This is a genomic window from Streptococcus sp. 79, from assembly GCF_013277425.1.
Taxonomy (GTDB): domain Bacteria; phylum Bacillota; class Bacilli; order Lactobacillales; family Streptococcaceae; genus Streptococcus; species Streptococcus pseudopneumoniae.
This window is the reverse complement of the sequence record NZ_VMMW01000032.1, coordinates 35686-60899: the sequence shown is the minus strand read 5'-3', so window position 1 is coordinate 60899 and position 25214 is coordinate 35686. Positions and strand designations below refer to the sequence as shown.

The 25214-nt window shown below is 39.6% G+C and carries 21 protein-coding genes, 1 tRNA gene, 3 pseudogenes and 1 riboswitch; of the genes and pseudogenes, 19 read left to right on the top strand and 6 right to left on the bottom strand.

Annotated elements, in window-relative coordinates:
• The first annotated feature begins 234 nt into the window (after positions 1–234).
• From adcAII to HT729_RS12415, 4 genes and pseudogenes are all read left to right on the top strand, one after another.
• Positions 235–1152, top strand: coding sequence for a zinc-binding lipoprotein AdcAII (gene adcAII, locus HT729_RS06265; RefSeq protein WP_164226559.1), 918 nt, complete (start codon positions 235–237; stop codon positions 1150–1152).
• Between the two features lie 7 nt (positions 1153–1159).
• A complete protein-coding gene (locus HT729_RS06260) occupies positions 1160–4249 on the top strand; it encodes a pneumococcal-type histidine triad protein (protein WP_172931804.1) in 3090 nt (1029 codons plus the stop codon).
• A 211-nt stretch (positions 4250–4460) separates the two neighbouring features.
• Positions 4461–7595 (top strand): pneumococcal histidine triad protein PhtE, encoded by a 3135-nt coding sequence (gene phtE / locus HT729_RS06255; RefSeq protein WP_172931803.1) that lies wholly within the window; start codon positions 4461–4463, stop codon positions 7593–7595.
• 229 nt (positions 7596–7824) lie between these two features.
• A pseudogene (locus tag HT729_RS12415) lies at positions 7825–8837 on the top strand (pneumococcal-type histidine triad protein); the annotation flags it as partial.
• 270 nt (positions 8838–9107) lie between these two features.
• Here HT729_RS12415 and HT729_RS12410 read toward each other — a convergent pair.
• Positions 9108–9272: pseudogene (locus HT729_RS12410) on the bottom strand (IS110 family transposase); the annotation flags it as partial.
• Between HT729_RS12410 and HT729_RS06235 the strand changes: the two are divergent.
• A pseudogene (locus tag HT729_RS06235) lies at positions 9270–9923 on the top strand (HIT family hydrolase); the annotation flags it as partial. The pseudogenes HT729_RS12410 and HT729_RS06235 sit on opposite strands and share 3 nt — an antisense overlap.
• 35 nt (positions 9924–9958) lie before the next feature.
• On the opposite strand, the gene pepT reads toward HT729_RS06235, so the two are convergent.
• Positions 9959–11182 (bottom strand): peptidase T, encoded by a 1224-nt coding sequence (gene pepT / locus HT729_RS06230; RefSeq protein WP_172931802.1) that lies wholly within the window; start codon positions 11180–11182, stop codon positions 9959–9961.
• Between the two features lie 154 nt (positions 11183–11336).
• Here pepT and hemH point away from each other — a divergent pair, with 154 nt between their 5' ends.
• Positions 11337–12431, top strand: a complete 1095-nt coding sequence (hemH, locus tag HT729_RS06225; RefSeq protein ID WP_172931801.1) for a ferrochelatase — start codon at positions 11337–11339, stop codon at positions 12429–12431.
• 45 nt (positions 12432–12476) lie between these two features.
• On the opposite strand, the gene mscL is transcribed toward hemH, so the two are convergent.
• Together mscL and HT729_RS06215 are read right to left on the bottom strand one after the other, a co-directional pair.
• Positions 12477–12854 (bottom strand): large conductance mechanosensitive channel protein MscL, encoded by a 378-nt coding sequence (gene mscL / locus HT729_RS06220; RefSeq protein ID WP_172931800.1) that lies wholly within the window; start codon positions 12852–12854, stop codon positions 12477–12479.
• An 81-nt stretch (positions 12855–12935) separates the two neighbouring features.
• Positions 12936–13367: a GtrA family protein gene (locus tag HT729_RS06215; protein ID WP_172931799.1), complete on the bottom strand. Its 432-nt coding sequence runs from the start codon at positions 13365–13367 to the stop codon at positions 12936–12938.
• Between the two features lie 28 nt (positions 13368–13395).
• Positions 13396–13493: riboswitch (PreQ1 riboswitch) on the top strand.
• On the opposite strand from HT729_RS06215, the gene HT729_RS06210 reads away from it, so the two are divergent.
• The 5 genes from HT729_RS06210 to dapA all read left to right on the top strand — a co-directional run bounded on the left by HT729_RS06210 (position 13491) and on the right by dapA (position 16860).
• On the top strand, positions 13491–14000 hold the full coding sequence (locus tag HT729_RS06210; RefSeq protein ID WP_000737071.1) for a QueT transporter family protein: 510 nt from the start codon (positions 13491–13493) through the stop codon (positions 13998–14000). (Overlaps the previous riboswitch by 3 nt.)
• Before the next feature lie 99 nt (positions 14001–14099).
• Positions 14100–14172: transfer RNA gene (locus HT729_RS06205), tRNA-Thr, on the top strand.
• Positions 14173–14277: 105 nt separating this feature from the next.
• Entirely contained in the window at positions 14278–14472 is a 195-nt protein-coding gene (locus HT729_RS12025) for a hypothetical protein (RefSeq protein WP_240164420.1), read from the top strand.
• A 320-nt stretch (positions 14473–14792) separates the two neighbouring features.
• Positions 14793–15869 (top strand): aspartate-semialdehyde dehydrogenase, encoded by a 1077-nt coding sequence (locus tag HT729_RS06195; protein ID WP_000542464.1) that lies wholly within the window; start codon positions 14793–14795, stop codon positions 15867–15869.
• 55 nt (positions 15870–15924) lie between these two features.
• Positions 15925–16860 carry a 4-hydroxy-tetrahydrodipicolinate synthase gene (gene dapA, locus HT729_RS06190; RefSeq protein WP_050207511.1) on the top strand — a complete coding sequence of 312 codons (936 nt, stop codon included), beginning with the start codon at positions 15925–15927 and terminating at the stop codon, positions 16858–16860.
• A gap of 45 nt (positions 16861–16905) precedes the next feature.
• Here dapA and mnmE read toward each other — a convergent pair whose 3' ends face one another.
• Complete coding sequence (gene mnmE / locus HT729_RS06185; protein ID WP_172931798.1) at positions 16906–18279, bottom strand: tRNA uridine-5-carboxymethylaminomethyl(34) synthesis GTPase MnmE; 1374 nt, start codon at positions 18277–18279, stop codon at positions 16906–16908.
• 135 nt (positions 18280–18414) lie between these two features.
• Complete coding sequence (locus tag HT729_RS06180; protein ID WP_050207515.1) at positions 18415–18597, bottom strand: 4-oxalocrotonate tautomerase; 183 nt, start codon at positions 18595–18597, stop codon at positions 18415–18417.
• Between the two features lie 123 nt (positions 18598–18720).
• Between HT729_RS06180 and HT729_RS06175 the strand changes: the two genes are divergently transcribed.
• From HT729_RS06175 to pmp23, 8 genes are all read left to right on the top strand, one after another.
• Positions 18721–19311 (top strand): thymidine kinase, encoded by a 591-nt coding sequence (locus tag HT729_RS06175; RefSeq protein ID WP_172931797.1) that lies wholly within the window; start codon positions 18721–18723, stop codon positions 19309–19311.
• On the top strand, positions 19308–20387 hold the full coding sequence (prfA, locus tag HT729_RS06170; RefSeq protein ID WP_001028819.1) for a peptide chain release factor 1: 1080 nt from the start codon (positions 19308–19310) through the stop codon (positions 20385–20387). Before HT729_RS06175 ends, prfA begins: the two co-directional genes overlap by 4 nt.
• Complete coding sequence (gene prmC / locus HT729_RS06165; protein WP_050261647.1) at positions 20387–21223, top strand: peptide chain release factor N(5)-glutamine methyltransferase; 837 nt, start codon at positions 20387–20389, stop codon at positions 21221–21223. The genes prfA and prmC overlap by 1 nt, the downstream gene beginning before the upstream one ends.
• Positions 21207–21809, top strand: coding sequence for an L-threonylcarbamoyladenylate synthase (locus tag HT729_RS06160; protein WP_050261646.1), 603 nt, complete (start codon positions 21207–21209; stop codon positions 21807–21809). The genes prmC and HT729_RS06160 overlap by 17 nt, the downstream gene beginning before the upstream one ends.
• 1 nt (position 21810) lies before the next feature.
• Positions 21811–22242, top strand: coding sequence for a GNAT family N-acetyltransferase (locus HT729_RS06155; RefSeq protein ID WP_050261645.1), 432 nt, complete (start codon positions 21811–21813; stop codon positions 22240–22242).
• 61 nt (positions 22243–22303) lie between these two features.
• Positions 22304–23560, top strand: a complete 1257-nt coding sequence (gene glyA, locus HT729_RS06150; RefSeq protein ID WP_172931796.1) for a serine hydroxymethyltransferase — start codon at positions 22304–22306, stop codon at positions 23558–23560.
• 7 nt (positions 23561–23567) lie between these two features.
• The gene (locus tag HT729_RS06145) at positions 23568–24542 is read left to right on the top strand and encodes a nucleoid-associated protein (RefSeq protein ID WP_172931795.1); all 975 of its coding nucleotides are present in this window, start codon (positions 23568–23570) and stop codon (positions 24540–24542) included.
• On the top strand, positions 24542–25156 hold the full coding sequence (pmp23, locus tag HT729_RS06140; protein WP_000476378.1) for a cell wall hydrolase Pmp23: 615 nt from the start codon (positions 24542–24544) through the stop codon (positions 25154–25156). Before HT729_RS06145 ends, pmp23 begins: the two co-directional genes overlap by 1 nt.
• Positions 25157–25214 lie beyond the last annotated feature (58 nt).

Below are 25214 nucleotides of genomic sequence, written 5' to 3'. Positions count from 1 at the left end.
TTCGTCAGTTCTATCTGCAACCTCAAAGTCGTGCTTTGAGCAGCCTGCGGCTAGCTTCCTAATTTGCTCTTTGATTTTCATTGAGTATATAAAGTGAGAATCTGTTGAGTTGTTGACACTCAGCAGATTTTTATATGTGAAAGAAATTTCAATTTTTTTCTAAAAATATCTTGACAGATTAAATTTTTAGGAGTAGAATGTTTACTAGTTAATTAAATGGTTAAGGAGTTGTTCATGAAGAAACAAAATTTATTTTTAGTCTTGTTAAGTGTTTTTCTTTTATTGCTAGGAGCCTGTAGTCAAAAGGAAAGCCAGACAGGAAAGGGGATGAAAATTGTGACCAGTTTTTATCCTATCTACGCTATGGTTAAGGAAGTGTCAGGTGACTTGAATGATGTTCGGATGATTCAGTCAAGTAGTGGGATTCACTCCTTTGAACCTTCGGCAAATGACATCGCGGCCATCTATGATGCAGATGTCTTTGTTTACCATTCGCATACGCTAGAATCTTGGGCAGGAAGTCTGGATCCAAATCTAAAAAAATCCAAAGTTAAGGTTTTAGAGGCTTCTGAGGGAATGACCTTGGAACGTGTCCCTGGACTAGAGGATGTAGAAGCAGGGGATGGAGTTGATGAAAAAACGCTCTATGACCCTCACACTTGGCTAGATCCTGAAAAAGCTGGTGAAGAAGCTCAGATTATCGCTGATAAACTTTCAGAGGTGGATAGTGAGCATAAAGAAACTTACCAGAAAAATGCGCAAGCCTTTATCAAAAAAGCTCAGGAATTGACTAAGAAATTCCAGCCTAAATTTGAAAAAGCGACTCAGAAAACCTTTGTAACACAGCATACAGCCTTTTCTTATCTAGCGAAGAGATTTGGACTTAATCAACTTGGTATTGCAGGCATCTCTCCCGAACAAGAACCAAGTCCAAGACAACTTACAGAAATTCAGGAATTTGTAAAAACCTATAAGGTTAAAACGATTTTTACAGAAAGTAATGCTTCTTCAAAAGTAGCTGAAACTCTTGTCAAATCAACAGGTGTGGGTCTTAAAACTCTGAATCCTTTAGAGGCAGACCCACAAAATGACAAGACTTATTTAGAAAACCTGGAAGAAAATATGAGTGTTCTAGCAGAAGAATTAAAGTGAGGAAAGAATGAAAATCAATAAAAAATATGTAGCGGGTTCAGTGGCAGTTCTTGCCCTAAGTGTTTGTTCCTATGAGCTTGGACGGTATCAGGCTGGTCAGGCTAAGAAAGAGTCTAATCGAGTTGCTTATATAGACGGTGATCAGGCTGGTCAAAAGGCAGAAAATTTGACACCCGATGAAGTCAGTAAGAGAGAGGGAATCAATGCCGAACAAATCGTCATCAAGATTACGGATCAAGGTTATGTGACCTCTCATGGAGACCATTATCATTATTATAATGGCAAGGTTCCTTATGATGCCATCATCAGTGAAGAACTGCTGATGAAAGATCCAAATTATCAGTTGAAGGATGCAGACATTGTCAATGAAATCAAGGGTGGCTATGTCATTAAGGTAAACGGGAAATACTATGTTTACCTTAAAGATGCGGCCCATGCGGACAATATTCGGACAAAAGAAGAGATTAAACGTCAGAAGCAGGAACACAGTCATAATCATAATGCAAGCACAGATAATGCTGTTGCTGCAGCCAGAGCCCAAGGGCGCTATACAACGGATGATGGTTATATCTTTAATGCCTCTGATATTATAGAAGATACAGGTGATGCCTATATCGTTCCTCATGGTAATCACTTCCACTATATTCCTAAGAGTGACTTGTCTGCTAGTGAATTAGCTGCTGCCCAAGCCTTCTTATCTGGAAAAGGTGGGCAATTAAGTACGGTTGAATACCGTTCAAGCAGGGGAGAAACAAGATCTAGTGTGAGAACGAGTCAATCTGGAACTCCTCAAAATCCTGCAACAGATTCTGAAAGTCAAAGTGAGGATTTAGCTAGTCTCCTTCAAGAATTGTACGCTTTGCCACTTAGCCAACGTCATGTGGAGTCTGATGGATTAGTATTTGACCCAGCACAGATTATAAAACGTACAGCCAATGGTGTGGCAGTTCCTCACGGGGATCATTTCCATTTCATTCCTTATTCACAAATGTCTGCTTTGGAAGAAAAATTGGCTCGAAATCTTCCAATTGGAGGTCAGCCAGTTCAAAAGCATTCTGATAATACGAAACCAAGCAGTACAGATAAACTAAGTTCAACCATTAAACCAAACTTTAATCTCAATACGCCGGCACCGAATAGATCAACTGGAGGCGCCTATACAACGGATGATGGGTATGTCTTTAGTCCGTCAGATGTGATTGAAGATACAGGTGACGCTTTTATTGTACCGCATGGAAATCATTTCCACTATATACCAAAAGGCGCTTTGTCTGCAGGGGAATTAGCTGCAGCCCAAGCCTATTGGAATGGGAAGCAGGGGTCTCGTCCTTCTTCAAGTTTTAGTCATAATGCAAATCCAGCTCAACCAAGCTTGTCAGAGAACCACAATCTAACTGTCACTCCAACTTATCATCAGAATCAAGGGGAAGATATTTCAAGCCTTTTACGTGAATTGTATGCCAAACCCTTATCAGAACGACATGTGGAATCGGATGGCTTGGTATTCGACCCAGCACAAATAACAGATCGTACAGCAAATGGTGTTGCTGTGCCTCACGGAAATCATTATCACTTTATCCCTTATTCACAAATGTCTGATTTAGAGCAGAAGATTGCAAGAATGATTCTGTTAAAAGGGCAAAATGGTGCAGTCGTGCCAGGAATGCATTATTTGAAACCAGCACCAAAACCGCAAGCTCAACCGTCAACTGAGAAAAAACAAACTAATTTTGCAGTAGAACAGGTTGTTAGAAAAGTTGGAAAAGGATATGTTGTGGAAATTGCTGGTGTCAGTCACTATGTTTTTGCTAAAGACTTGGCTAAGGATAAGATTGATGCTATTGAAAATCTCTTGTCTAAGAAAACTCAAGAGACACATGCTCTAGTTGCTAAAAAAGAAAATGTCGCTCCTCGTGACCAAGAATTTTATGATAAAGCTTACAATCTGTTAACCCAGGCTCATAAAGTCTTGTCTGAAAATAAAGGTCGTACTTCTGATTTCCAAGCTTTAGACAAATTAGCAGAACGCTTGAATAATGAATCTTCTAATAAAGTAAAATTGGTAGATGATTTATTGGCATTCCTAGCACCAATTACCCACCCAGAACGCCTTGGCAAACCAAATTCGCAAATTACCTACACTGATGATGAGATTCAAGTAGCCAAGTTGGCAGGCAAGTACACAACAGAAGACGGTTATATCTTTGATCCTCGTGATATAACCAGTGATGAGGGGGATGCCTATGTAACTCCACATATGACCCATAGCCACTGGATTAAAAAAGATAGTTTGTCTGAAGCTGAGAGAGCGGCAGCCCAGGCTTATGCTAAAGAGAAAGGTTTGACCCCTCCTTCGACAGACCATCAGGATTCAGGAAATACTGAGGCAAAAGGAGCAGAAGCTATCTACAACCGCGTGAAAGCAGCTAAGAAGGTGCCACTTGATCGTATGCCTTACAATCTTCAATATACTGTAGAAGTCAAAAACGGTAGTTTAATCATACCTCATTATGACCATTACCATAACATCAAATTTGAGTGGTTTGACGAAGGCCTTTATGAGGCACCTAAGGGGTATACTCTTGAGGATCTTTTGGCGACTGTCAAGTACTATGTCGAACATCCAAACGAACGTCCGCATTCAGATAATGGTTTTGGTAACGCTAGCGACCATGTTCGTAAAAATAAGGCAGACCAAGACAGTAAACCTGATGAAGATAAGGAACATGATGAAGTAAGTGAGCCAACTCACCCTGAATCTGATGAAAAAGAGAATCACGCTGGTTTAAATCCTTCAGCAGATAATCTTTATAAACCAAGCACTGATACGGAAGAGACAGAGGAAGAAGCTGAAGATACTACAGATGAGGCTGAAATTCCTCAAGTAGAGCATTCTGTTATTAACGCTAAGATAGCAGAGGCGGAGGACTTGCTAGAAAAAGTAACAGATTCTAGTATTAGACAAAATGCTATGGAGACATTGACTGGTCTAAAAAGTAGTCTTCTTCTCGGAACGAAAGATAATAACACTATTTCAGCAGAAGTAGATAGTCTCTTGGCTTTGTTAAAAGAAAGTCAACCGGCTCCTATACAGTAGTAAAATGAATGGAGCATATTTTATGGAGAAGTAACCTTTCGTGTTACTTCTCTTTTTTAGAAAAACGTAACAGAAACTTGACAAAAGTAATTTTAAATAGTAAACTATTTACTGGTTAATTAAATGGTTAAATAACCAGTTTAGAAAAAATTGTTTAACCGAGAAAAAGAAGTTAAGAAAAAGCTTCATCATTTATTGAAATGAGGGATTTATGAAATTCAGTAAAAAGTATATAGCAGCTGGATCAGCTGTTATCGTATCCTTGAGTCTTTGCGCCTATGCACTGAACCAGCATCGCTCGCAGGAAAATAAGGACAATAATCGTGTCTCTTATGTGGATGGCAGTCAGTCAAGTCAGAAAACTGAAAACCTGACACCAGATCAGGTTAGACAGAAAGAAGGAATTCAGGCTGAGCAAATTGTCATCAAAATTACAGATCAGGGCTATGTGACGTCACACGGTGACCACTATCATTACTATAATGGGAAAGTTCCTTATGATGCCCTCTTTAGTGAAGAACTCTTGATGAAGGATCCAAACTACCAACTTAAAGACGCTGATATTGTCAATGAAGTCAAGGGTGGTTATATCATCAAGGTCGATGGAAAATATTATGTCTACCTGAAAGATGAAGCTCATGCTGATAATGTTCGAACTAAAGATGAAATCAATCGTCAAAAACAAGAACATGTCAAAGATAATGAGAAGGTTAACTCTAATGTTGCTGTAGCAAGGTCTAAGGGACGATATACGACAAATGATGGTTATGTCTTTAATCCAGCTGATATTATCGAAGATACGGGTAATGCTTATATCGTTCCTCATGGAGGTCACTATCACTACATTCCCAAAAGCGATTTATCTGCTAGTGAATTAGCAGCAGCTAAAGCACATCTGGCTGGAAAAAATATGCAACCGAGTCAGTTAAGCTATTCTTCAACAGCTAGTGACAATAACACGCAATCTGTAGCACAAGGCTCAACTAGCAAGTCAGAAAGCAAAGTTGAAAATCTCCAAAGTCTATTGAAAGAACTCTATGATTTACCTAGCGACCAACGTTACAGTGAATCAGATGGCTTGGTCTTTGACCCTGCTAAGATTATCAGTCGTACGGCAAATGGAGTTGCGATTCCGCATGGCGACCATTACCACTTTATTCCTTACAGCAAGCTCTCTGCTTTAGAAGAAAAGATTGCCAGAATGGTGCCTATCGGTGGAACTGGTTCTACAGTTTCTACAAATGAAAAACCTCATGAAGTAGCGTCTAGTCTAGGAAGTTTTTCAAGTAGTCCATCTACTTTGAATCATGCCTCATTACTTACAAATAAGCCTATCTCTTCAACATCTGATGGTTATATCTTTAATCCTAAAGATATTGTCGAAGAAACAGCCACAGCTTATATCGTCAGACATGGTGATCATTTCCATTACATTCCAAAATCGACCGTAATTGGGCAACCGACTCTTCCAAACAATGGTCTAACAACACCTTCGCCATCTCTTCCAGTTAATCCTGGTGTTTCACATGAGGAACATGAAGAAGATGGACACGGCTTTGATGCTAATCGTATTATTGCGGAAGATGCGGCAGGCTTTGTCATGACTCATGGTAACCACAATCATTATTTCTTCAAGAAGGACTTGACAGAAGAGCAAATTAAGGCTGCGCAAAAACATTTAGAGGAAGTTAAAACTAGTCATAATGGATTAGATTCTTTGTCATCTCATGAACAGGATTATCCAAGTAATGCCAAAGAAATGAAAGATTTAGATAAAAAAATCGAAGAAAAAATTGCTGGCATTATGAAACAATATGGTGTCAAACGTGAAAGTATTGTCGTGAATAAAGAAAAAAATGCGATTATTTATCCGCATGGAGATCACCATCATGCAGATCCGATTGATGAACATAAACCGGTTGGAATTGGTCATTCTCACAGTAACTATGAACTGTTTAAACCCGAAGAAGGAGTTGCTAAAAAAGAAGGGAATAAAGTTTATACTGGAGAAGAATTAACGAATGTTGTTAATTTGTTAAAAAATAGTACGTTTAATAATCAAAACTTTACTCTAGCCAATGGTCAAAAACGCGTTTCTTTTAGTTTTCCGCCTGAATTGGAGAAAAAATTAGGTATCAATATGCTAGTAAAATTAATAACACCAGATGGAAAAGTATTGGAGAAAGTATCTGGTAAAGTATTTGGAGAAGGAGTAGGGAATATTGCAAACTTTGAATTAGATCAACCTTATTTACCAGGACAAACATTTAAGTATACTATCGCTTCAAAAGATTATCCAGAAGTAAGTTATGATGGTACATTTACAGTTCCAACCTCTTTAGCTTACAAAATGGCCAGTCAAACGATTTTCTATCCTTTCCATGCAGGGGATACTTATTTAAGAGTGAACCCTCAATTTGCAGTGCCTAAAGGAACTGATGCTTTAGTCAGAGTGTTTGATGAATTTCATGGAAATGCTTATTTAGAAAATAACTATAAAGTTGGTGAAATCAAATTACCGATTCCGAAATTAAACCAAGGAACAACCAGAACGGCCGGAAATAAAATTCCTGTAACCTTCATGGCAAATGCTTATTTGGACAATCAATCGACTTATATTGTGGAAGTACCTATCTTGGAAAAAGAAAATCAAACTGATAAACCAAGTATTCTACCACAATTTAAAAGGAATAAAGCACAAGAAAACTCAAAACTTGATGAAAAGGTAGAAGAACCAAAGACTAGTGAGAAGGTAGAAAAAGAAAAACTTTCTGAAACTGGGAATAGTACTAGTAATTCAACGTTAGAAGAAGTTCCTACAGTGGATCCTGTACAAGAAAAAGTAGCAAAATTTGCTGAAAGTTATGGGATGAAGCTAGAAAATGTCTTGTTTAATATGGACGGAACAATTGAATTATATTTACCATCGGGAGAAGTCATTAAAAAGAATATGGCAGATTTTACAGGAGAAGCACCTCAAGGAAATGGTGAAAATAAACCATCTGAAAATAGAAAAGTACCTACTGGAACAGTTGAGAACCAACCAACAGAAAATAAACCAGCAGATTCTTTACCAGAGGCACCAAACGAAAAACCTGTAAAACCAGAAAACTCAACGGATAATGGCATGTTGAATCCAGAAGGGAATGTGGGGAGTGACCCTATGTTAGATCCAGCATTAGAGGAAGCTCCAGCAGTAGATCCTGTACAAGAAAAATTAGAAAAATTTACAGCTAGTTACGGATTAGGCTTAGATAGTGTTATATTCAATATGGATGGAACGATTGAATTAAGATTGCCAAGTGGAGAAGTGATAAAAAAGAATTTATCTGATCTCATAGCGTAAGGAATAGCAGTAGAAAAAGTCTGAATCAAAAATGAAGTTCTCTCAAAAGTTAGAAATAAAACTCTGACTTTGGGAGAATTTCATTTTATTATTAATATATAAAATTTCTTGACATACAACTTAAAAAGAGGTGGAATATTTACTAGTTAATTAATTGGTTAATTAATTTATTTATTTAATCATTTAATAATGAAGACATCATATAAATAATTATAGAAATGAGGTAATTATGAAATTTAAAAAGAAATATATAGCAGCTGGATCTGTTGTTATCCTTTCCTTAAGTCTGTGTGTTTATGCTCTGAACCAACATAGCTAACAGGCCAATACAGATAAAAATCGTGTTTCATATGTAAACAGTAATAAAGACACTAAGAAGACTGAAAATTTGACTCCAGACTAGGTTAGTCAAAAAGAAGGAATTCAAGCAAAACAAATTGTTATTAAGATTACAGGTCAAGGTTATGTAACTTCTCATGGCGATCATTATCACTGCTATAATGGTAAAGTTCCTTTTGATGCGCTCTTTAGTGAAGAGCCATTAATGAAAGCCCCCAACTATCAGCTGAAAGATCAAGATATCGTCAGTTAGGTTAAGGGAGGATATAGTATTAAGGTAGATGGAAAGTATTATGTTTACCTTAAAGATTAAGCTCATGCAGAAAATGTACGAACAAAAGATGAAATCAATCGCCAAAAACAAGAACATGGTAAAGACGATAAAGGAGCTAGTGCAGAAGTATCTGTAGCAAAATTACAGGGACGTTATACTACCGATGATGGTTATATATAGTGAGTTGAATTTAGAATAGCACATCATAGTTTCTAAATCATTGTTAGAAATTACTTTAAAATCCCCTTATCAATTTGCTCATATTCTATTTCAACCTACTATAGTACCACATGGTGGTCACTATCATTTCATTCCTGAGAGTGACTTGTCGGCAGGTGAATTAGCAGCCACATATGTTTTTAACCCTAATGATATTGTCAGAGATATAGGTGATGCTTATATAGTAAGACATGGGGAACACTATCACTATATTCCTAAGTCATCTCTTAACAATCCCCCATCACACTCTAACACGGAAGAGGTAGGAAGTTCTTCTAGTTCTGTATTAAGTAATCCGTCACTACATGTCCACCATGAGGAAGAAGATGGTCATGGTTTTTGATGCCAATCGAATTATAAGTGAAGATTCAGAAGGTTTTGTGATTCCTCATGGAGACCACAATCACTACATCAAGGTTCAAACTAAGGGCTATGAAGTAGCCTTGAAAAACAAAATTCCAGCCCTGCAATCCAACTATCAACCTGGAACTTTTGATGAGAAGGCAGTCTTGGCAAAAGTAGATCAACTTCTAGCTGATAGCAGAAGCATCTACAAAGACAGATTGAGTTAGCTTTAGGTCAGTTTACTGAAAGTTTGAAAAAAATAAAAGTTAGTTGATTGATTACTTCTCTAAATTTTGGGCACACTAAAAAGAGGTCTTGACACCTAAACTTTAAAATTAAAGCATATTGAATCCGTGCTGCTGTGCGAAGCGAATAGCGTCTTGGACGAACATTGTCTTATCTGGATTTCTTATTTCTGTAAGGCCTTGTAATCTTGGATTATAACTCTCCTGTTTTAGGAGTACATGGTAGATAGCAACCAATAATCTGCGACAGATAGCAAGGAAGAAGTAGAAAGTCTTTTGAACAAGGCAAATCAACTCTTGGAACAAATCCATGAAGAAGGAATCAGACAATCCTTGGCAGAAGAAGTAGAAAATCTAAAAGCTGCCACAAACAAGGCTGATGCAGACTTGGATGAAGTAAACAGTCAGGTAAAAGATGTTTTGACTCGTATCGCTAGCGCCCTTCAACAAGAAAAGGAAAATGCTGAGCAAGATTCTCAGACACTTGTACTCTATCAAAAACTCTACGATATTCTCATGTCGCTTCACTCTTATTTAGAAAGTAATAATGGATCTGATGCGGACTTTGATAAGGTGGATGCATTATTAGATCAACTTTCTGCTAATAGTAAAGACAAAGCAGCTTTACTTGAATTGACAAAAGCTATTCTAGTTTTGAATCACCAAATCCAGTCAAAAGCTAGCGCAAGTGAAGAAACAAGTCCAGCAAGAAATGCTGAAGCAAATGGTGATAACACCAGTGTTGAGAACCAACCAAATGTAGCTACAGAATCTAACAGTGAAACTGCAAGCGACGAAAACAAACCAAGCAACACAACAGATTCTAAGCCTGCTGAACCAGCTTTAGAAAAGGAAACAACAGAATCTACAATAAGTACTGGAAATCAAGCAAAACCAGTAGAATAAAAAGAAAGGCGAAGTAGCTGAGCTACCTCGTCTTTTTAGTCTTTATAAGCTACGATGCCAATGATGGTATCAACTGCACGTTCCATAGTCTGAAGGCTGACGTATTCAAAACGTCCGTGCATATTTTCGCCGCCCGCAAAGATATTAGGGGTTGGGATTCCCATAAAGGAAATCTTAGAGCCGTCTGTCCCTCCACGGATTGGTTCGATAATAGGAGTGATACCCAAATCTTCCATAACTGCTTTGGCAATGGTAATTGGAGTCATATCTTTCTCAATGACTTCTTTCATATTGTAGTACTGGTCTGTCAAGTTTAGAGTGACACGGTCGCTCCCAAGTTCTTGATTCATCTGATCAGCGATAGACTGCATAGCTACTTTACGCGCATCAAAGGCATCTTTTTCAAAATCACGAATAATGTAGCTTGCACGCGCCTCCTCGACACTACCAGTCACATCCATAAGATGGTAGAACCCTTGGTAACCATCCGTTAACTCAGGTCGGTCATTTTCTGGAAGTTGATTATGAAAATCAATTGCTAGCTGAAGGGCGTTGACCATTTGCCCTTTGGCAGTACCAGGGTGGACATTGCGTCCTTGGAAATGCAATTCAGCCCCAGCTGCTGAGAAGGTCTCGTATTGAAGCTCACCTAGTGGACCACCATCTACTGTGTAGGCAAAATCCACATCAAAATCTTCTGCATCAAATTTATTGGCACCAACACCGATTTCTTCATCTGGACCAAAACCAACACGAATCTCACAGTGCTTAATTTCAGGATGAGCAGTTAGATATTCAATGGCTGTCATAATTTCAGCAATTCCTGACTTGTCATCAGCACCTAGCAAGGTTGTTCCATCTGTTGTGATGAGCGTTTGTCCTGGATATTTTTCAAGACTCTTGAAGTCGGCTGGATCGAGTTTGAAACCAGAATTCCCTAGTTCAATCACACCACCATCGTAGTTTTCAATTACCTGTGGATTGACTCCTTCAGCATTAAAATCAGCAGTATCCATGTGCGATATAAAACCAATCTTACGTGTTAAAGACGGATCGTTGGCTGGCAAGGTTCCAATAGCAAAACCATTCGGTAGATAGTAAACATTTTGCAGTCCAACACGTTTCATTTCAGGAATTAGGACATTTGTTGCGAAGTCAACCTGACTCTGTGTACTTGGAGTAGTAGTAGAGTGTTCATCAGAGCGCGTGTTGACCTTAACGTAGGTTAAGAAGCGGTCCAAGAGATTTGGATAAGTCATAAAAAAACTCCTTTTGAATTTATTTTTTCCATTGTATCATAGAAAGAAGAGAAAAACAAAAGACAGAAGATTGAGAATGTCCCTATGTTAGCGTTTACTTATCGATGAATTAATGATAAAATAAACTTGATAAAAACATCACAAGGAAGCAGTCATGAAAAAAGCAATTTTAATGATGACCTTCGGTTCACCAGAAGAGATTACCTTTGAAGGTGTAGCTGATTTTTTCACAAATATTCGTCGTGGGGTGAGACCCCAAGACCACGAGATTCAGACTCTCTATGATAATTATGTACGAATTGGAGGCACGCCTCTGCAAAAAATTACCCGTCAAGAGGTTGCCTTGGTAGAAGATAGGCTGGGGAATGAATACAGTGTCTACTTTGCTAATAAGTTTTCCAGTCCCTTTATTCCAGATGTGATCGGTCAAATGGAAGCAGACGGAATTGAACAGTGTATTTGCTTGATTTTGGAGCCCCATTATTCTTTCTACTCTGTCATGGGCTATGAAAAATTTTTAGAAAGCAAACAAATTCAATTTTTGGTCATTAAGGACTGGTATCAGGAAGAAGCGCTCTTAAACTATTGGGCAGATGAAATTGCTAAGATTTTAGAAGAAGAAGTAAAGCAAGACAGCTTTAAAGTCATCTTTTCAGCCCATAGTGTGCCTATTTTTGCCTTGGATTTTGGTGACCCATATATTGACCAAATTTTCGAAAATAGCAAGTTAGTCGCTGAAAAACTAGGCTTGAGTTCTGAACAATATACCAATACTTGGCAGAGTGAGAGTGATATTGGGATTCCATGGATTAAGCCAGATGTTTTGGAGTATCTCAGAGAACAGACAGAACATCCAGACCATTATATTTTTGTTCCTATCAGCTTCATTAGCGAGCATATTGAGGTCTTGTTTGATAATGATGTGGAATGTTATGACTTGTGTCAAGAATTGGGTGTGAACTACCATCGTCCACCAATGCCAAATACGGATTCTCGTTTAATTGATGCCTTGATTAATACAGTCAGAGCTAATGAATATCAAGAGTTTAAGGAATTTCTCCCAGAAGAAGAGACCTTTGATGAGTTAGTTCCTTCAGACGAGACGAAAAACATTTTGGCTGAATCTCAAGATTTACAAATGCCAGAATTTGTGAAAAAACTGATTGAGAAAAAAGGGCGGGAGAATGTTAAGATGCCTTATTTGATCAAAAAAATGCTTGAGAAAGCAGGCAAGTTACCCAAAGAGTAAAGAAAAAAGGATTTAGCTTTCTTTGCGCTAGATCCTTTTAAACGATTATTTTTTCTCAAGAAGAGCTTTGATTTCTTGAAGGACTTCCAATTCGGTTGTTTTTTTTTCGTCAGTTTTTTCTTCCTTTATGCCAGTCAGTTTCTGTGCTTTTTCAATACCCTTGATAATAAAGAAGAGGGCGGTACCGACAAAGATAAAATTGATAATAGCACTTAAAAAGTTACCATAGCCGACTCCATGCCAAGAAAGTTGAGCGATACGTTCGACTTTAGCAGCTTTCAAAGCGGGATTTAAAATAAGAGGAGTGATAATGTCGTTTACAAGTGAAGTAACGATAGCACCAAAAGCAGAGGCAATGACAACACCGACAGCAAGGTCAATAACATTTCCTCGAAGCAAGAATGATTTTAGATTTTTTAACATACTGTTTTCCTTTCAACGTTTCGTGTTTCATTGTATCCTAAATCATTATAGAAGGCAATTAAAAGGCTCATAAATGGAATATTATTTTCTAAAAATATAGACCTTGCTCAAGATATAATTGATGATAATAATGAGTATTTGTGCAATTATTGTTTCAATTGCATTTACCTTATCAGGATTTTCGTTTACAAATTGCCCTATGATATGAGGGAATTGAGTTACAAAGAGAAAAGTTAAAAACAAGTCTAACAGAAAAGTAGAAAGGCGGGCAAGAAAAAATTTCACTAAACGGATAAGCCGATTCTTCCTTGCTTGCTTAAATACAAGCCTATCATTTGTGATAAAGGCAAATAGGATACCAAATATATTTGCCAAGGCCGTAGCAAGGAGTTCCTGATGAGTTAGTTGATAAATGACCAATCGCGAGAGAATCGAAACTAGAGTTGTTGCAAGGCCAAAAAAGAGATAGGCTAAGATTTCATTGTTAAAAAATTTTTGAATAGGAATTTTCATGTTTTAAGTATAGCATAAAGCAGGCTATTGTGCTATACTAGTAAGGTTGAATAAAGCAACCCTTGGTGCTTAGCTTCTTTCACCAAGCATATTACACGCGGATAACCCGCTAAAGGAGAAAAGATGAAAAAATTAACTATTCGTGATGTTGCAGACATTGCAATCGTCGCTGCTATCTATGTCGTTTTGACTGTTACACCGCCCCTAAATGCCATTAGCTATGGTGCTTATCAGTTCCGTATTTCAGAAATGATGAACTTTATGGCTTTTTACAATCCCAAGTACATCATCGGAGTTACCATCGGTTGTATGATTGCTAATTTCTTTAGCTTCGGACTACTAGATGTCTTTGTTGGTGGCGGATCAACCTTGGTATTCCTCAGTTTAGGTGTTTGGCTTTTTGCAAAATACAGCAAGGATTACCTCTTTAACGGATTGATTCGAAAAGATCATTTCTTCTTTTCAATCCTCTTTTCAATTTCCATGTTTACTATCGCTGCAGAGTTAAATATTGTAGCAGAATTACCATTCTTCCTTACTTGGTTTACAACAGGGATTGGTGAATTTGCCTCATTGATTATTGGAGCGATTATTATCGGTAAAATTGGTCGTCGAATTGATTTAAGCAAATAGAACAGGACAAGCTAGGTAGCCTTTACCTGGCTTTTTCTTATAGAAAATTTCTAAGGAAACTTGACAAGCTTTTCTGATTATAGTATACTTTTCAAGTAAGCTGATTTAGCTCAGTTGGCAGAGCGCATCCATGGTAAGGATGAGGTCGCCGGTTCAATCCCGGCAATTAGCATGAAATAAACAGAAAAGCCCTTGATTTACAAGGTTTTTTGTTATGTCTGCCCCCAATTTTTCAAAGATGTTTCTTATGCACCTGTGTAAATAAAACTAATACTCAATGAAAATCAAAGAGCAAACTAGGAAGCTAGCCGCAGGTTGCTCAAAGCACTGCTTTGAGGTTGTAGATGAAACTGACGAAGTCAGCTCAAAACACCGTTTTGAGGTTGTAGATGAAACTGACGAAGTCAGCTCAAAACACCGTTTTGAGGTTGCAGATAGAACTGACGAAGTCAGTATCACATACATACGGTAAGGTGACGCTGACGAAGTTTGAATTTAGTATAAAGAGTTTAGTCTGTTGACAAAAGTTATTCTCTTTAGTAGAATAGAAGATGCGATGAGTCGATAGGTAGTCTTCGGACTACTATTGAGCATAAGGAGGTCATAACGCAGGAGCGGACCTTGATGAGTTGTGTGAACCTGCTCATCACATGAAGATGCCTCTTAGTCCCTAGTCTAACGACTGGGGATTTTTATTTTCCAAAAAATGATAAAAAGCTTTGCAATTCATGGAAAAAGTAGTATAATACTTCTATTATAGAAATTTTTAGAAAATTCCGAAAGAGGTTATTTATGGGATATACAGTTGCTGTAGTCGGCGCGACAGGTGCTGTCGGTGCTCAGATGATAAAAATGTTGGAAGAATCAACACTTCCAATCGATAAAATTCGTTTACTTGCTTCTGCACGTTCAGCAGGCAAGACTTTGAAATTTAAAGACCAAGATATTACGATTGAAGAAACGACTGAGACAGCTTTTGAGGGAGTTGATATTGCTCTCTTTTCAGCAGGTGGTTCGACATCAGCTAAGTATGCACCATACGCAGTTAAAGCTGGAGCGGTAGTAGTAGATAATACATCTTACTTCCGTCAAAATCCAGACGTTCCTTTGGTTGTTCCAGAGGTCAATGCTCACGCACTTGATGCCCACAATGGGATCATTGCCTGCCCTAACTGTTCAACAATTCAAATGATGGTGGCTCTTGAGCCAGTTCGCCAAAAATGGGGCTTGGACCGTATCATTGTTTCAACTTACCAAGCAGTTTCAGGTGCTGGTATGGGAGCAATTCTTGAGACACAACGTGAACTTCGTGAAGTCTTGAATGATGGTGTAACCCCACGTGATTTGCATGCCGAAATCTTGCCTTCAGGTGGTGACAAGAAACATTATCCTATCGCCTTTAATGCTCTTCCACAAATTGATGTCTTCACTGACAATGATTACACTTATGAAGAGATGAAGATGACTAAGGAAACTAAGAAAATCATGGAAGATGATAGTATTGCCGTTTCAGCAACATGTGTTCGTATTCCAGTCTTATCAGCTCACTCTGAGTCTGTTTATATCGAAACAAAAGAAGTGGCTCCAATCGAAGAAGTCAAAGCAGCTATCGCAGCCTTCCCGGGTGCTGTTCTTGAAGATGATGTAGCTCATCAAATTTATCCTCAAGCTATCAATGCAGTTGGTTCGCGTGATACCTTTGTTGGTCGTATCCGTAAAGACTTGGATGCTGAAAAAGGAATCCACATGTGGGTTGTTTCAGACAACCTGCTCAAAGGTGCTGCTTGGAACTCAGTTCAGATTGCTGAAACTCTTCATGAACGTGGCTTGGTTCGTCCAACAGCTGAATTGAAATTTGAGTTAAAATAGTCATATTGTTTAGGAGTTCAGATGAACTCCTTCTTTGAAATAGAGAGGTGTTTTCATGTCTTATCAAGATTTAAAAGAGTGTAAAATCATCACAGCCTTTATTACCCCCTTCCATCAGGATGGTTCCATCAACTTTGATGCTATTCCAGCCTTGATTGAGCATTTGTTGACTCATCATACGGATGGAATTCTTCTCGCAGGGACCACTGCTGAGAGTCCAACCTTGACTCACGATGAAGAGTTGGAGTTGTTTGCGGCTGTACAAAAGATTGTCAATGGACGCGTTCCTTTGATTGCGGGTGTTGGTACCAATGATACGCGTGACTCTATCGAGTTTGTCAAAGAAGTCGCGGAATTCGGCGGTTTTGCTGCTGGGCTTGCTATTGTTCCTTACTACAATAAACCTTCGCAAGAAGGAATGTATCAGCACTTTAAGGCTATTGCAGATGCTTCTGACCTACCAATTATTATCTATAACATTCCAGGGCGTGTAGTTGTCGAATTGACTCCAGAAACCATGCTTCGCTTAGCTGACCATCCAAATATTATTGGTGTCAAAGAATGTACCAGCTTGGCCAATATGGCTTACTTGATTGAGCACAAGCCAGAAGAGTTCTTGGTCTATACAGGTGAGGATGGAGATGCTTTCCATGCCATGAACCTTGGTGCGGATGGGGTTATTTCTGTTGCCTCTCATACAAATGGGGATGAAATGCACGAGATGTTTACTGCCATTGCAGAAAGCGATATGAAGAAAGCTGCATCTATTCAGCGTAAATTCATTCCTAAAGTCAATGCCCTCTTCTCTTATCCAAGTCCTGCTCCTGTCAAGGCCGTTCTCAACTATATGGGATTTGAAGCTGGTCCAACTCGATTACCTCTTGTTCCAGCACCAGAAGAAGATGCCAAACGCATTATCAAGGTTGTTGTAGATGGCGACTACGAAGCGACCAAGGCAACTGTAACAGGGGTTTTAAGACCAGATTACTAATAAGACAATAAAATCCATGACCGAATGAAGGATCATGGATTTTTCTTATTTTCCTAAACAGAATTGGCTAAAGAGTTGGGTAATGAGTTCATCAGGAGCAGCATCCCCAGTGATTTCTCCGAGGATTTCCCAAGTACGAGTCAAGTCAACTTGAAGCAAGTCAACTGGCATACCCAGTTCAAGACCTTGGTTAACAGCTTGTAGGCTTTCAACGGCCTTCTCAATCAAGGAAATGTGACGTGCGTTAGACAAGTAAGTAGCATCTTGCTCGACTAGACCAGCATTTTCAAAGAAGAGGTTGTTAATTCTCTCTTCAATCTTATTGATATTTTGATTTTTAAGGACTGAAATGCGAATGACATCTTCTGGAAGTTCAGAGGTTTCAATAACTTCTGGCAGGTCAGTTTTGTTAAGAAGAATAATGCGATTAGTCTCCTGACTGATTTCTAGGAGTTGGCGGTCTTGGGCGGTTAGTGGTTCACTGGCATTTAGCACCAGTAGAACCAAGTCGGCTTCCTTGAGGGCTTTTTTCGAACGCTCAACTCCAATTTGTTCCACGATGTCATCCGTTTCACGGATACCGGCTGTATCAATCAATTTGAGAGGGACACCGTTGATGTTGACGTATTCTTCAATGACATCTCGAGTAGTACCAGCAATATCTGTAACGATAGCCTTGTCCTCACGCAAGAGGTTGTTGAGAAGGCTAGATTTCCCAACGTTTGGGCGTCCGATGATAGCAGTGGAAATCCCTTCACGGAGGATTTTGCCGCGACGGGCTGTCTTAAGGAGATTGGTTAGCAATTGCTCAAACTCCATAGTCTTCTCACGGACAACAGCAGTAGTGGCTTCCTCAACATCGTCATACTCAGGATAGTCAATATTAACCTCGACTTGGGCAAGCGTATTGAGGATTTCTTGACGGGTATTATTGATAAGATCAGAAAGGGAGCCGTCTAATTGCTTAACTGCAATGTTCATGGCCTTGTCTGTCTTAGCACGGATGATGTCCATAACGGCTTCAGCCTGAGTCAAGTCCACACGTCCATTTAGGAAGGCCCGTTTAGTAAATTCACCAGGTTCAGCCAATCGAGCTCCTTCACGGATAGCTAGTTGGAGAATTTCATTAGTCACCGCAATCCCACCGTGGGTGTTAATCTCGATAATATCCTCACGAGTGAAGGTCTTTGGAGACTTCATGGCTCCAACCATAACCTCGTCCATGACTTTTCCTGTCTGAGGGGCAACGATGTGACCGTAGTTAAGTGTATGGCTAGCAACCTGACTCAAGTCTTTTCCTTTGAAAATCTTTTGCGCAATAGCAAAACTGTCTGTTCCGCTCAGGCGGACAATGCCTATAGCCCCTTCACCTAGTGGAGTAGAGATAGCAGCGATGGTATCAAATTCACGTGTAATCATAATGTTTCCTTTAATTAATTGCTCTTTTCTTGGAATATTCCAAGTCTCTTTTCAAATTGTAACAAATTTAGACTATTTCTTCAATGGATGCTACTTGGAGATTGAAAAAGCCTAAGCAATTCTGCTTAAGCTAGCTTATTTGGTGCGCATTTCCCCTTGTGGGAAGTAAGTTCCTTCTGGCATGTCGTTGATGATGACATGGACAGCAGATTGAGGGGTTCCTGTGTTGCGAACAACAGCTTCTGTTACTTCCTTAGCAAGAGCTTTCTTTTGCTCGAGCGTGCGTCCTTCAAATAAATCGATGCGTACAAATGGCATAATGGCTTCCTCCACTAGTTTTTGATTTCTTCTATTTTACCACATTTTGCCGTTTAAAGCTTCAGAAAATTATGATATACTAGAATGTAGCAAAAATTTAGAAATGGACGTGAAGCAAGAAACATGGCACAGTTGTATTATCGTTATGGGACCATGAACTCTGGTAAGACCATTGAGATTCTCAAGGTGGCCTATAACTATGAGGAGCAAGGAAAAGGTGTTGTGCTTATGACCTCGGCTCTGGATACGCGTGATGGTGTTGGCTATGTATCGAGTCGAATTGGCATGAAACGCCCTGCCCTTGCGATTGAGGAAACGACGGATATCTTTGGATTTATCCGTGATTTACCAGAAACACCTTACTGTGTGTTGGTCGATGAAGCCCAGTTTCTCAAACGTCATCATGTTTATGACCTAGCTCGTGTTGTAGACGAGTTAGACATACCCGTTATGGCATTTGGTTTGAAAAACGACTTTCGCAATGAACTATTCGAAGGTTCCAAATATCTCTTGCTTTTAGCAGACAAGATTGACGAAATCAAGACCATTTGTCAGTATTGCAAGAAAAAGGCGATCATGGTGTTGCGTACACAGGATGGACTGCCCGTTTATGATGGTGAACAGATTCAGATTGGTGGCAATGAAACCTATATCTCAGTTTGCCGTAAACATTATTTTGCCCCTGAAATCAATAAGGAGAATGAAGAAAAATGAACATCTATGATCAACTACAAGCTGTAGAAGACCGTTATGAAGAATTAGGAGAATTGCTGAGTGACCCGGATGTGGTCTCTGACACCAAACGTTTTATGGAGCTTTCAAAAGAAGAGGCTTCAACTCGTGATACAGTAACAGCCTACCGTGAGTACAAACAAGTCCTTCAAAACATCGTTGACGCTGAAGAGATGATTAAGGAATCAAGCGGAGATGCGGACTTGGAAGAAATGGCCAAGCAAGAGCTCAAAGATGCCAAGGCTGAAAAAGAAGAATACGAAGAAAAATTGAAAATCTTGCTCCTTCCTAAAGATCCAAACGATGACAAGAACATCATCCTTGAAATCCGTGGCGCTGCTGGTGGAGACGAAGCTGCACTTTTCGCTGGAGACCTTCTAACTATGTATCAAAAGTATGCGGAAGCCCAAGGTTGGCGCTTTGAAGTCATGGAAGCCTCTATGAATGGTGTCGGTGGTTTTAAAGAAGTGGTTGCTATGGTTTCTGGTCAGTCGGTTTACTCTAAACTCAAGTACGAATCAGGTGCCCACCGTGTGCAACGTGTCCCTGTGACAGAAAGCCAAGGCCGTGTTCATACTTCGACAGCGACAGTTCTTGTTATGCCAGAAGTTGAAGAGGTTGAATACGACATTGATCCAAAAGACCTTCGTGTCGACATCTATCACGCCTCTGGTGCTGGTGGACAGAACGTCAACAAGGTTGCGACAGCCGTTCGTATCGTTCACTTGCCAACCAATATTAAAGTTGAGATGCAGGAAGAACGTACCCAGCAGAAGAACCGTGAGAAAGCCATGAAAATCATCCGTGCCCGTGTTGCTGACCACTTTGCACAAATTGCTCAGGATGAACAAGACGCTGAGCGTAAGTCGACAATCGGTACTGGTGACCGTTCAGAACGGATCCGAACTTATAACTTCCCACAAAACCGTGTCACAGACCACCGTATCGGCTTGACTCTCCAAAAACTAGATACTATTTTGTCTGGTAAATTGGATGAGGTTGTGGATGCTTTGGTGCTCTATGACCAAACACAAAAATTAGAAGAATTAAATAAATAATGATATTAGCTCAATTATTTTCAGATTTTGAAGAAGAGTTGATAAGACAAGGAGAGGAAGCTGAAAGCCTCTCTTTTGTCTATCGTAGCCTGAAAAATCTATCTTTTACTGACTTTGTTTTTGCCCTCCAGCAGGAAGTGACGGAAGAGGAAGAAGTATTTGTAAAAGGAATTTTCCAACAGTTAGCAGCTCATAAACCGGCACAGTACATCATTGGACAGGCAGATTTTTATGGAATGCAGTTAAAAGTTGATGAGCGGGTTTTGATTCCTCGTCCAGAGACAGAGGAATTGGTTGAGCTTATCCTAGCTGAAAATCCTGAGACGAATCTTTCAGTTCTGGATATTGGAACAGGTAGTGGAGCTATTGCTCTCGCTCTAGCAAAAAACAGACCAGATTGGTCAGTGACGGCAGCAGATATTTCTCAAGATGCTTTAGATGTAGCCAGCGAAAATGCTAAAAATCAAAATCTTCAAATATTTTTAAAAAAATCTGACTGTTTTACAGAAATTTCTGAAAAATATGATATAATTGTTTCCAATCCACCCTATATCTCTCGTGAAGATGAGTCAGAGGTCGGCTTGAATGTTTTGCATTCGGAGCCTCATCTAGCTCTCTTTGCAGATGAGGATGGCCTAGCTATTTACCGTAAAATTGCGGAAGATGCAAAAGACTATCTCAAAGATGGTGGTAAGATTTACCTTGAAATTGGATACAAGCAAGGTCAAAGTGTTCCTGAACTTTTTAGGAAGCATCTTCCTGAAAAGCGAGTACGAACACTCAAGGACCAATTTGGTCAAGATAGGATGGTCGTGGTTGATGATGGACAGGATTAGACAAGAGTTAGAAAAGAGTGGGGCTGTCGTTCTGCCAACAGAGACAGTTTACGGTCTCTTTGCCAAGGCTCTAGACGAAAAAGCAGTTGATCATGTATACCAGCTTAAACGTCGTCCAAGAGACAAGGCGCTTAACCTCAATATCGCCTCTCTCGAGGACATCTTGCACTTTTCAAAGAATCAGCCAACCTATCTTCAAAAACTTGTAGAGACCTTTTTACCAGGTCCCTTGACTATTATACTAGAAGCAAACGACAAAGTTCCCTATTGGGTCAATTCTGGTCTTGCAACGGTGGGATTTCGGATGCCCAGTCACCCTATCACACTGGATTTAATTCGAGTGACAGGACCCCTGATTGGACCGTCTGCCAATATTTCAGGTCAGGCGAGTGGAGTAACCTTTGAACAAATTCTGAAAGATTTTGACCAAGAGGTTCTGGGGCTGGAAGACGATGCTTTTCTAACTGGACAGGATTCAACTATTTTGGATTTGTCTGGAGACAAGGTGAAAATCTTACGCCAAGGGGTCATTAAGCGAGAAGATATTCTTGCTCAGTTGCCAGAGATTTCTTTTGAGGAGGAATGAGATGCTAAGAGATTTAAGAGAAACTGATGTGAAAGCGATATGTGAGATCAACCAAGATGCTTTGGGTTATTCTTTTAGTCCAGAGGACACAGCTAGTCAACTAGCTAGACTGTCTCAGGATTCCCATCATTTCCTACTTGCTTATGAGGATGAAGTTAGTCATGCCTTGCTTGGATATGTCCACGCTGAGGTCTATGAATCACTTTATTCTAAAGCAGGATTTAATATCTTAGCCTTAGCAGTTTCACCTCAAGCACAAGGTCAAGGTATTGGTAAAAGCTTATTGCAAGGGTTGGAAGAAGAAGCAAAAAGACGTGGTTATGGGTTTATCCGCTTAAACTCTGCTGATCATCGTCTGGGTGCTCATGCATTTTATGAAAAAGTTGGTTATACTTGTGATAAAATGCAGAAACGGTTTATTCGCATCTTTTAGTTTGATTTTCTAATAAGAAAATTAAACTAATGGACTAGTCATACAATAAAGGAGAAGACCTATGATTTTTGACAAAGATGATTTTAAAGCATACGATGCTGATCTCTGGAATGCTATTGCTAAAGAAGAAGAACGCCAACAAAATAATATCGAGTTGATTGCTTCGGAAAACGTAGTTTCCAAGGCTGTTATGGCAGCTCAAGGGTCTATCTTGACAAACAAATATGCCGAGGGTTACCCAGGCCGCCGTTATTATGGTGGAACGGATGTGGTAGACGTGGTAGAGACTCTTGCTATTGAACGCGCAAAAGAAATTTTCGGTGCAAAATTTGCTAATGTCCAACCTCACTCAGGAAGCCAAGCCAACTGTGCGGCTTACATGGCCTTGATTGAGCCAGGTGATACCGTTATGGGGATGGATTTAGCAGCAGGTGGACACTTGACCCACGGAGCTCCAGTTAGCTTCTCAGGTCAAACCTACAACTTTGTTTCTTATAGTGTAGATCCTGAAACGGAATTATTGGACTTTGATGCTATATTGAAGCAAGCCCAAGAAGTAAAACCAAAACTGATTGTAGCTGGTGCTTCAGCCTATTCTCAAATTATCGACTTTTCAAAATTCCGTGAAATTGCGGATGCTGTTGGGGCTAAACTCATGGTAGATATGGCTCATATTGCTGGTTTGGTTGCAGCTGGTCTACATCCAAGCCCAGTACCATATGCTCATATCACTACAACAACGACCCACAAAACCCTTCGTGGCCCTCGTGGTGGTTTAATTTTGACCAATGATGAGGATCTAGCTAAGAAAATCAATTCAGCTATTTTCCCAGGTATTCAGGGTGGACCTTTGGAGCATATTGTAGCTGCCAAGGCTGTTTCCTTTAAAGAAGTTTTGGATCCAGCCTTCAAGGAATACGCTACCAATGTTATCAAAAACAGCAAAGCTATGGCAGATGTCTTCTTGCAAGACCCTGATTTCCGTATTATTTCTGGTGGGACTGAAAATCACCTCTTCCTTGTTGATGTGACTAAGGTTGTAGAAAACGGAAAAGTTGCTCAAAACTTGCTGGATGAAGTCAATATTACCCTAAATAAAAATTCAATTCCTTACGAAACCTTGTCACCATTCAAGACAAGTGGGATTCGTATCGGATCTGCAGCCATTACTGCGCGTGGATTTGGTGAAGCAGAGAGTCGCAAAGTGGCTGAACTCATCATTAAAACCCTTAAGAATGCAGAAAATGAAGCTGTCTTAGAAGAAGTGAGAAGTGAAGTCAAAGTGTTGACAGACGCCTTCCCATTATACGAGGACTAAAACTTTTATGGACATTTATATTAAGAAAGCCATTATTCACCAGTTCAGTCCGGCTGATACCGAGCTGTTCCTAGCGGATAAGCTTCTCAATATTACTCCAAAAATCGAAGAATACCTGCGTAAAAAAATTGAACGTGTGTATTCAGATGAAGCCAAGACTGGGATTTTCGAGGAAGAAAATCCCTTCTTCAATCACATCACAGACGATTTATTGGAGACATCAGTAACACTGGCTAATCTCTGGAAAGAGGAGTTTAGCATTTCTGAAAATCTCAAGACCAATGACTTGATTTTTGTGCAATTTTCTAAAGAAGGTGTAGAACATTTCGCTTTCTTACGAATTGCCCTGCGAGAGACCTTGCCCCACCTCGGAGGAGAAGTTGATAATCCAATCAAGTTGACTCAGAATAACCTGCCTGGATTTGGAACAGGGGCTGATGAGGCCTTGGTGGTTAATCTTCAGAGTCGCAAGTATCATCTGATTGAAAAACGAATCAAGTACAACGGGACTTTTTTGAATTATTTTTCAGATAATCTTCTTGCTGTAGTCCCTAAGATTTCACCTAAGAAATCCATCAAGGAACTGGAAAAAACGGCCCAGAGAATTGCTGAAACCTTTAACACAGATGATTTTCAATTTCAATCCAAGGTAAAATCAGCGATTTTCAATAATCTAGAAGAAAGTAATGAATTATCGCCTGAGAAATTGGCTAACGACCTTTTTGACAACAATCTGACGGCTCGTTTGAGCTTTATTGACCAAGTCAAAGAAGCCGTACCAGAACCAGTTCAGTTTGATGAAATTGATGCTAGTCGCCAATTAAAGAAATTTGAAAACCAAAAACTCTCCTTGTCAAATGGAATTGAGCTCATCGTTCCCAATAACGTCTATCAAGACGCCGAGTCTGTTGAGTTTATCCAAAACGACAATGGAACCTACTCTATCTTAATCAAAAATATCGAGGATATCCAAAGTAAATAATGTTTAAACGAATTCGAAGAGTGCTTGTACTAGCAGTCTTCCTTTTTGCTGGCTATAAAGCTTACCGCGTTCACCAGGATGTCAAGCAAGTTATGACCTATCAACCCATGGTGCGAGAAATCTTGAGTGAAAAAGACACCCCAGCAAACGAAGAGCTTGTGCTCGCTATGATTTATACCGAAACAAAAGGAAAAGAAGGCGATGTTATGCAGTCTAGTGAGTCTGCAAGTGGTTCAACCAATACCATCAATGATAACGCCTCTAGCATTCGGCAAGGCGTTCAAACTCTGACAGATAATCTCTATCTGGCCCAGAAGAAGGGGGTAGATGTTTGGACGGCTGTTCAAGCCTATAATTTTGGACCTGCCTATATCGATTTTATCGCACAAAATGGCAAGGAAAATACCTTGGCTCTGGCCAAACAGTACTCCCGTGAGACTGTTGCTCCCTTGCTTGGTAATACCACTGGAAAGACTTATAGTTATATTCACCCTATTTCCATTTTTCACGGTGCCGAACTCTATGTAAATGGAGGAAACTATTACTATTCTAGACAGGTTCAACTCAACCTATACATCATCAAATGTTTCACTCTCTTTTCAACATCTGGCTAGCCCAGGTGTTTTTGTTATAAGTTTTCTTTAAGATAGATATATTACTCTAGAAAGGTAA

Coding starts and splice junctions, on each gene's coding strand:
- phtE (WP_172931803.1), top strand. CDS start 4,461: ATGAAATTCAGTAAAAAGTATATAGCAGCTGGATCAGCTGTTATCGTA.
- HT729_RS12025 (WP_240164420.1), top strand. CDS start 14,278: ATGAAAATCAAAGAGCAAACTAGGAAGCTAGCCGCAGGTTGCTCAAAG.
- HT729_RS06260 (WP_172931804.1), top strand. CDS start 1,160: ATGAAAATCAATAAAAAATATGTAGCGGGTTCAGTGGCAGTTCTTGCC.
- HT729_RS06160 (WP_050261646.1), top strand. CDS start 21,207: ATGATGGACAGGATTAGACAAGAGTTAGAAAAGAGTGGGGCTGTCGTT.
- HT729_RS06145 (WP_172931795.1), top strand. CDS start 23,568: ATGGACATTTATATTAAGAAAGCCATTATTCACCAGTTCAGTCCGGCT.
- HT729_RS06195 (WP_000542464.1), top strand. CDS start 14,793: ATGGGATATACAGTTGCTGTAGTCGGCGCGACAGGTGCTGTCGGTGCT.
- mnmE (WP_172931798.1), bottom strand. CDS start 18,279: ATGATTACACGTGAATTTGATACCATCGCTGCTATCTCTACTCCACTA.
- HT729_RS06180 (WP_050207515.1), bottom strand. CDS start 18,597: ATGCCATTTGTACGCATCGATTTATTTGAAGGACGCACGCTCGAGCAA.
- prfA (WP_001028819.1), top strand. CDS start 19,308: ATGAACATCTATGATCAACTACAAGCTGTAGAAGACCGTTATGAAGAA.
- pepT (WP_172931802.1), bottom strand. CDS start 11,182: ATGACTTATCCAAATCTCTTGGACCGCTTCTTAACCTACGTTAAGGTC.
- adcAII (WP_164226559.1), top strand. CDS start 235: ATGAAGAAACAAAATTTATTTTTAGTCTTGTTAAGTGTTTTTCTTTTA.
- hemH (WP_172931801.1), top strand. CDS start 11,337: ATGAAAAAAGCAATTTTAATGATGACCTTCGGTTCACCAGAAGAGATT.
- HT729_RS06175 (WP_172931797.1), top strand. CDS start 18,721: ATGGCACAGTTGTATTATCGTTATGGGACCATGAACTCTGGTAAGACC.
- HT729_RS06155 (WP_050261645.1), top strand. CDS start 21,811: ATGCTAAGAGATTTAAGAGAAACTGATGTGAAAGCGATATGTGAGATC.
- HT729_RS06210 (WP_000737071.1), top strand. CDS start 13,491: ATGAAAAAATTAACTATTCGTGATGTTGCAGACATTGCAATCGTCGCT.
- dapA (WP_050207511.1), top strand. CDS start 15,925: ATGTCTTATCAAGATTTAAAAGAGTGTAAAATCATCACAGCCTTTATT.
- glyA (WP_172931796.1), top strand. CDS start 22,304: ATGATTTTTGACAAAGATGATTTTAAAGCATACGATGCTGATCTCTGG.
- mscL (WP_172931800.1), bottom strand. CDS start 12,854: ATGTTAAAAAATCTAAAATCATTCTTGCTTCGAGGAAATGTTATTGAC.
- pmp23 (WP_000476378.1), top strand. CDS start 24,542: ATGTTTAAACGAATTCGAAGAGTGCTTGTACTAGCAGTCTTCCTTTTT.
- prmC (WP_050261647.1), top strand. CDS start 20,387: ATGATATTAGCTCAATTATTTTCAGATTTTGAAGAAGAGTTGATAAGA.
- HT729_RS06215 (WP_172931799.1), bottom strand. CDS start 13,367: ATGAAAATTCCTATTCAAAAATTTTTTAACAATGAAATCTTAGCCTAT.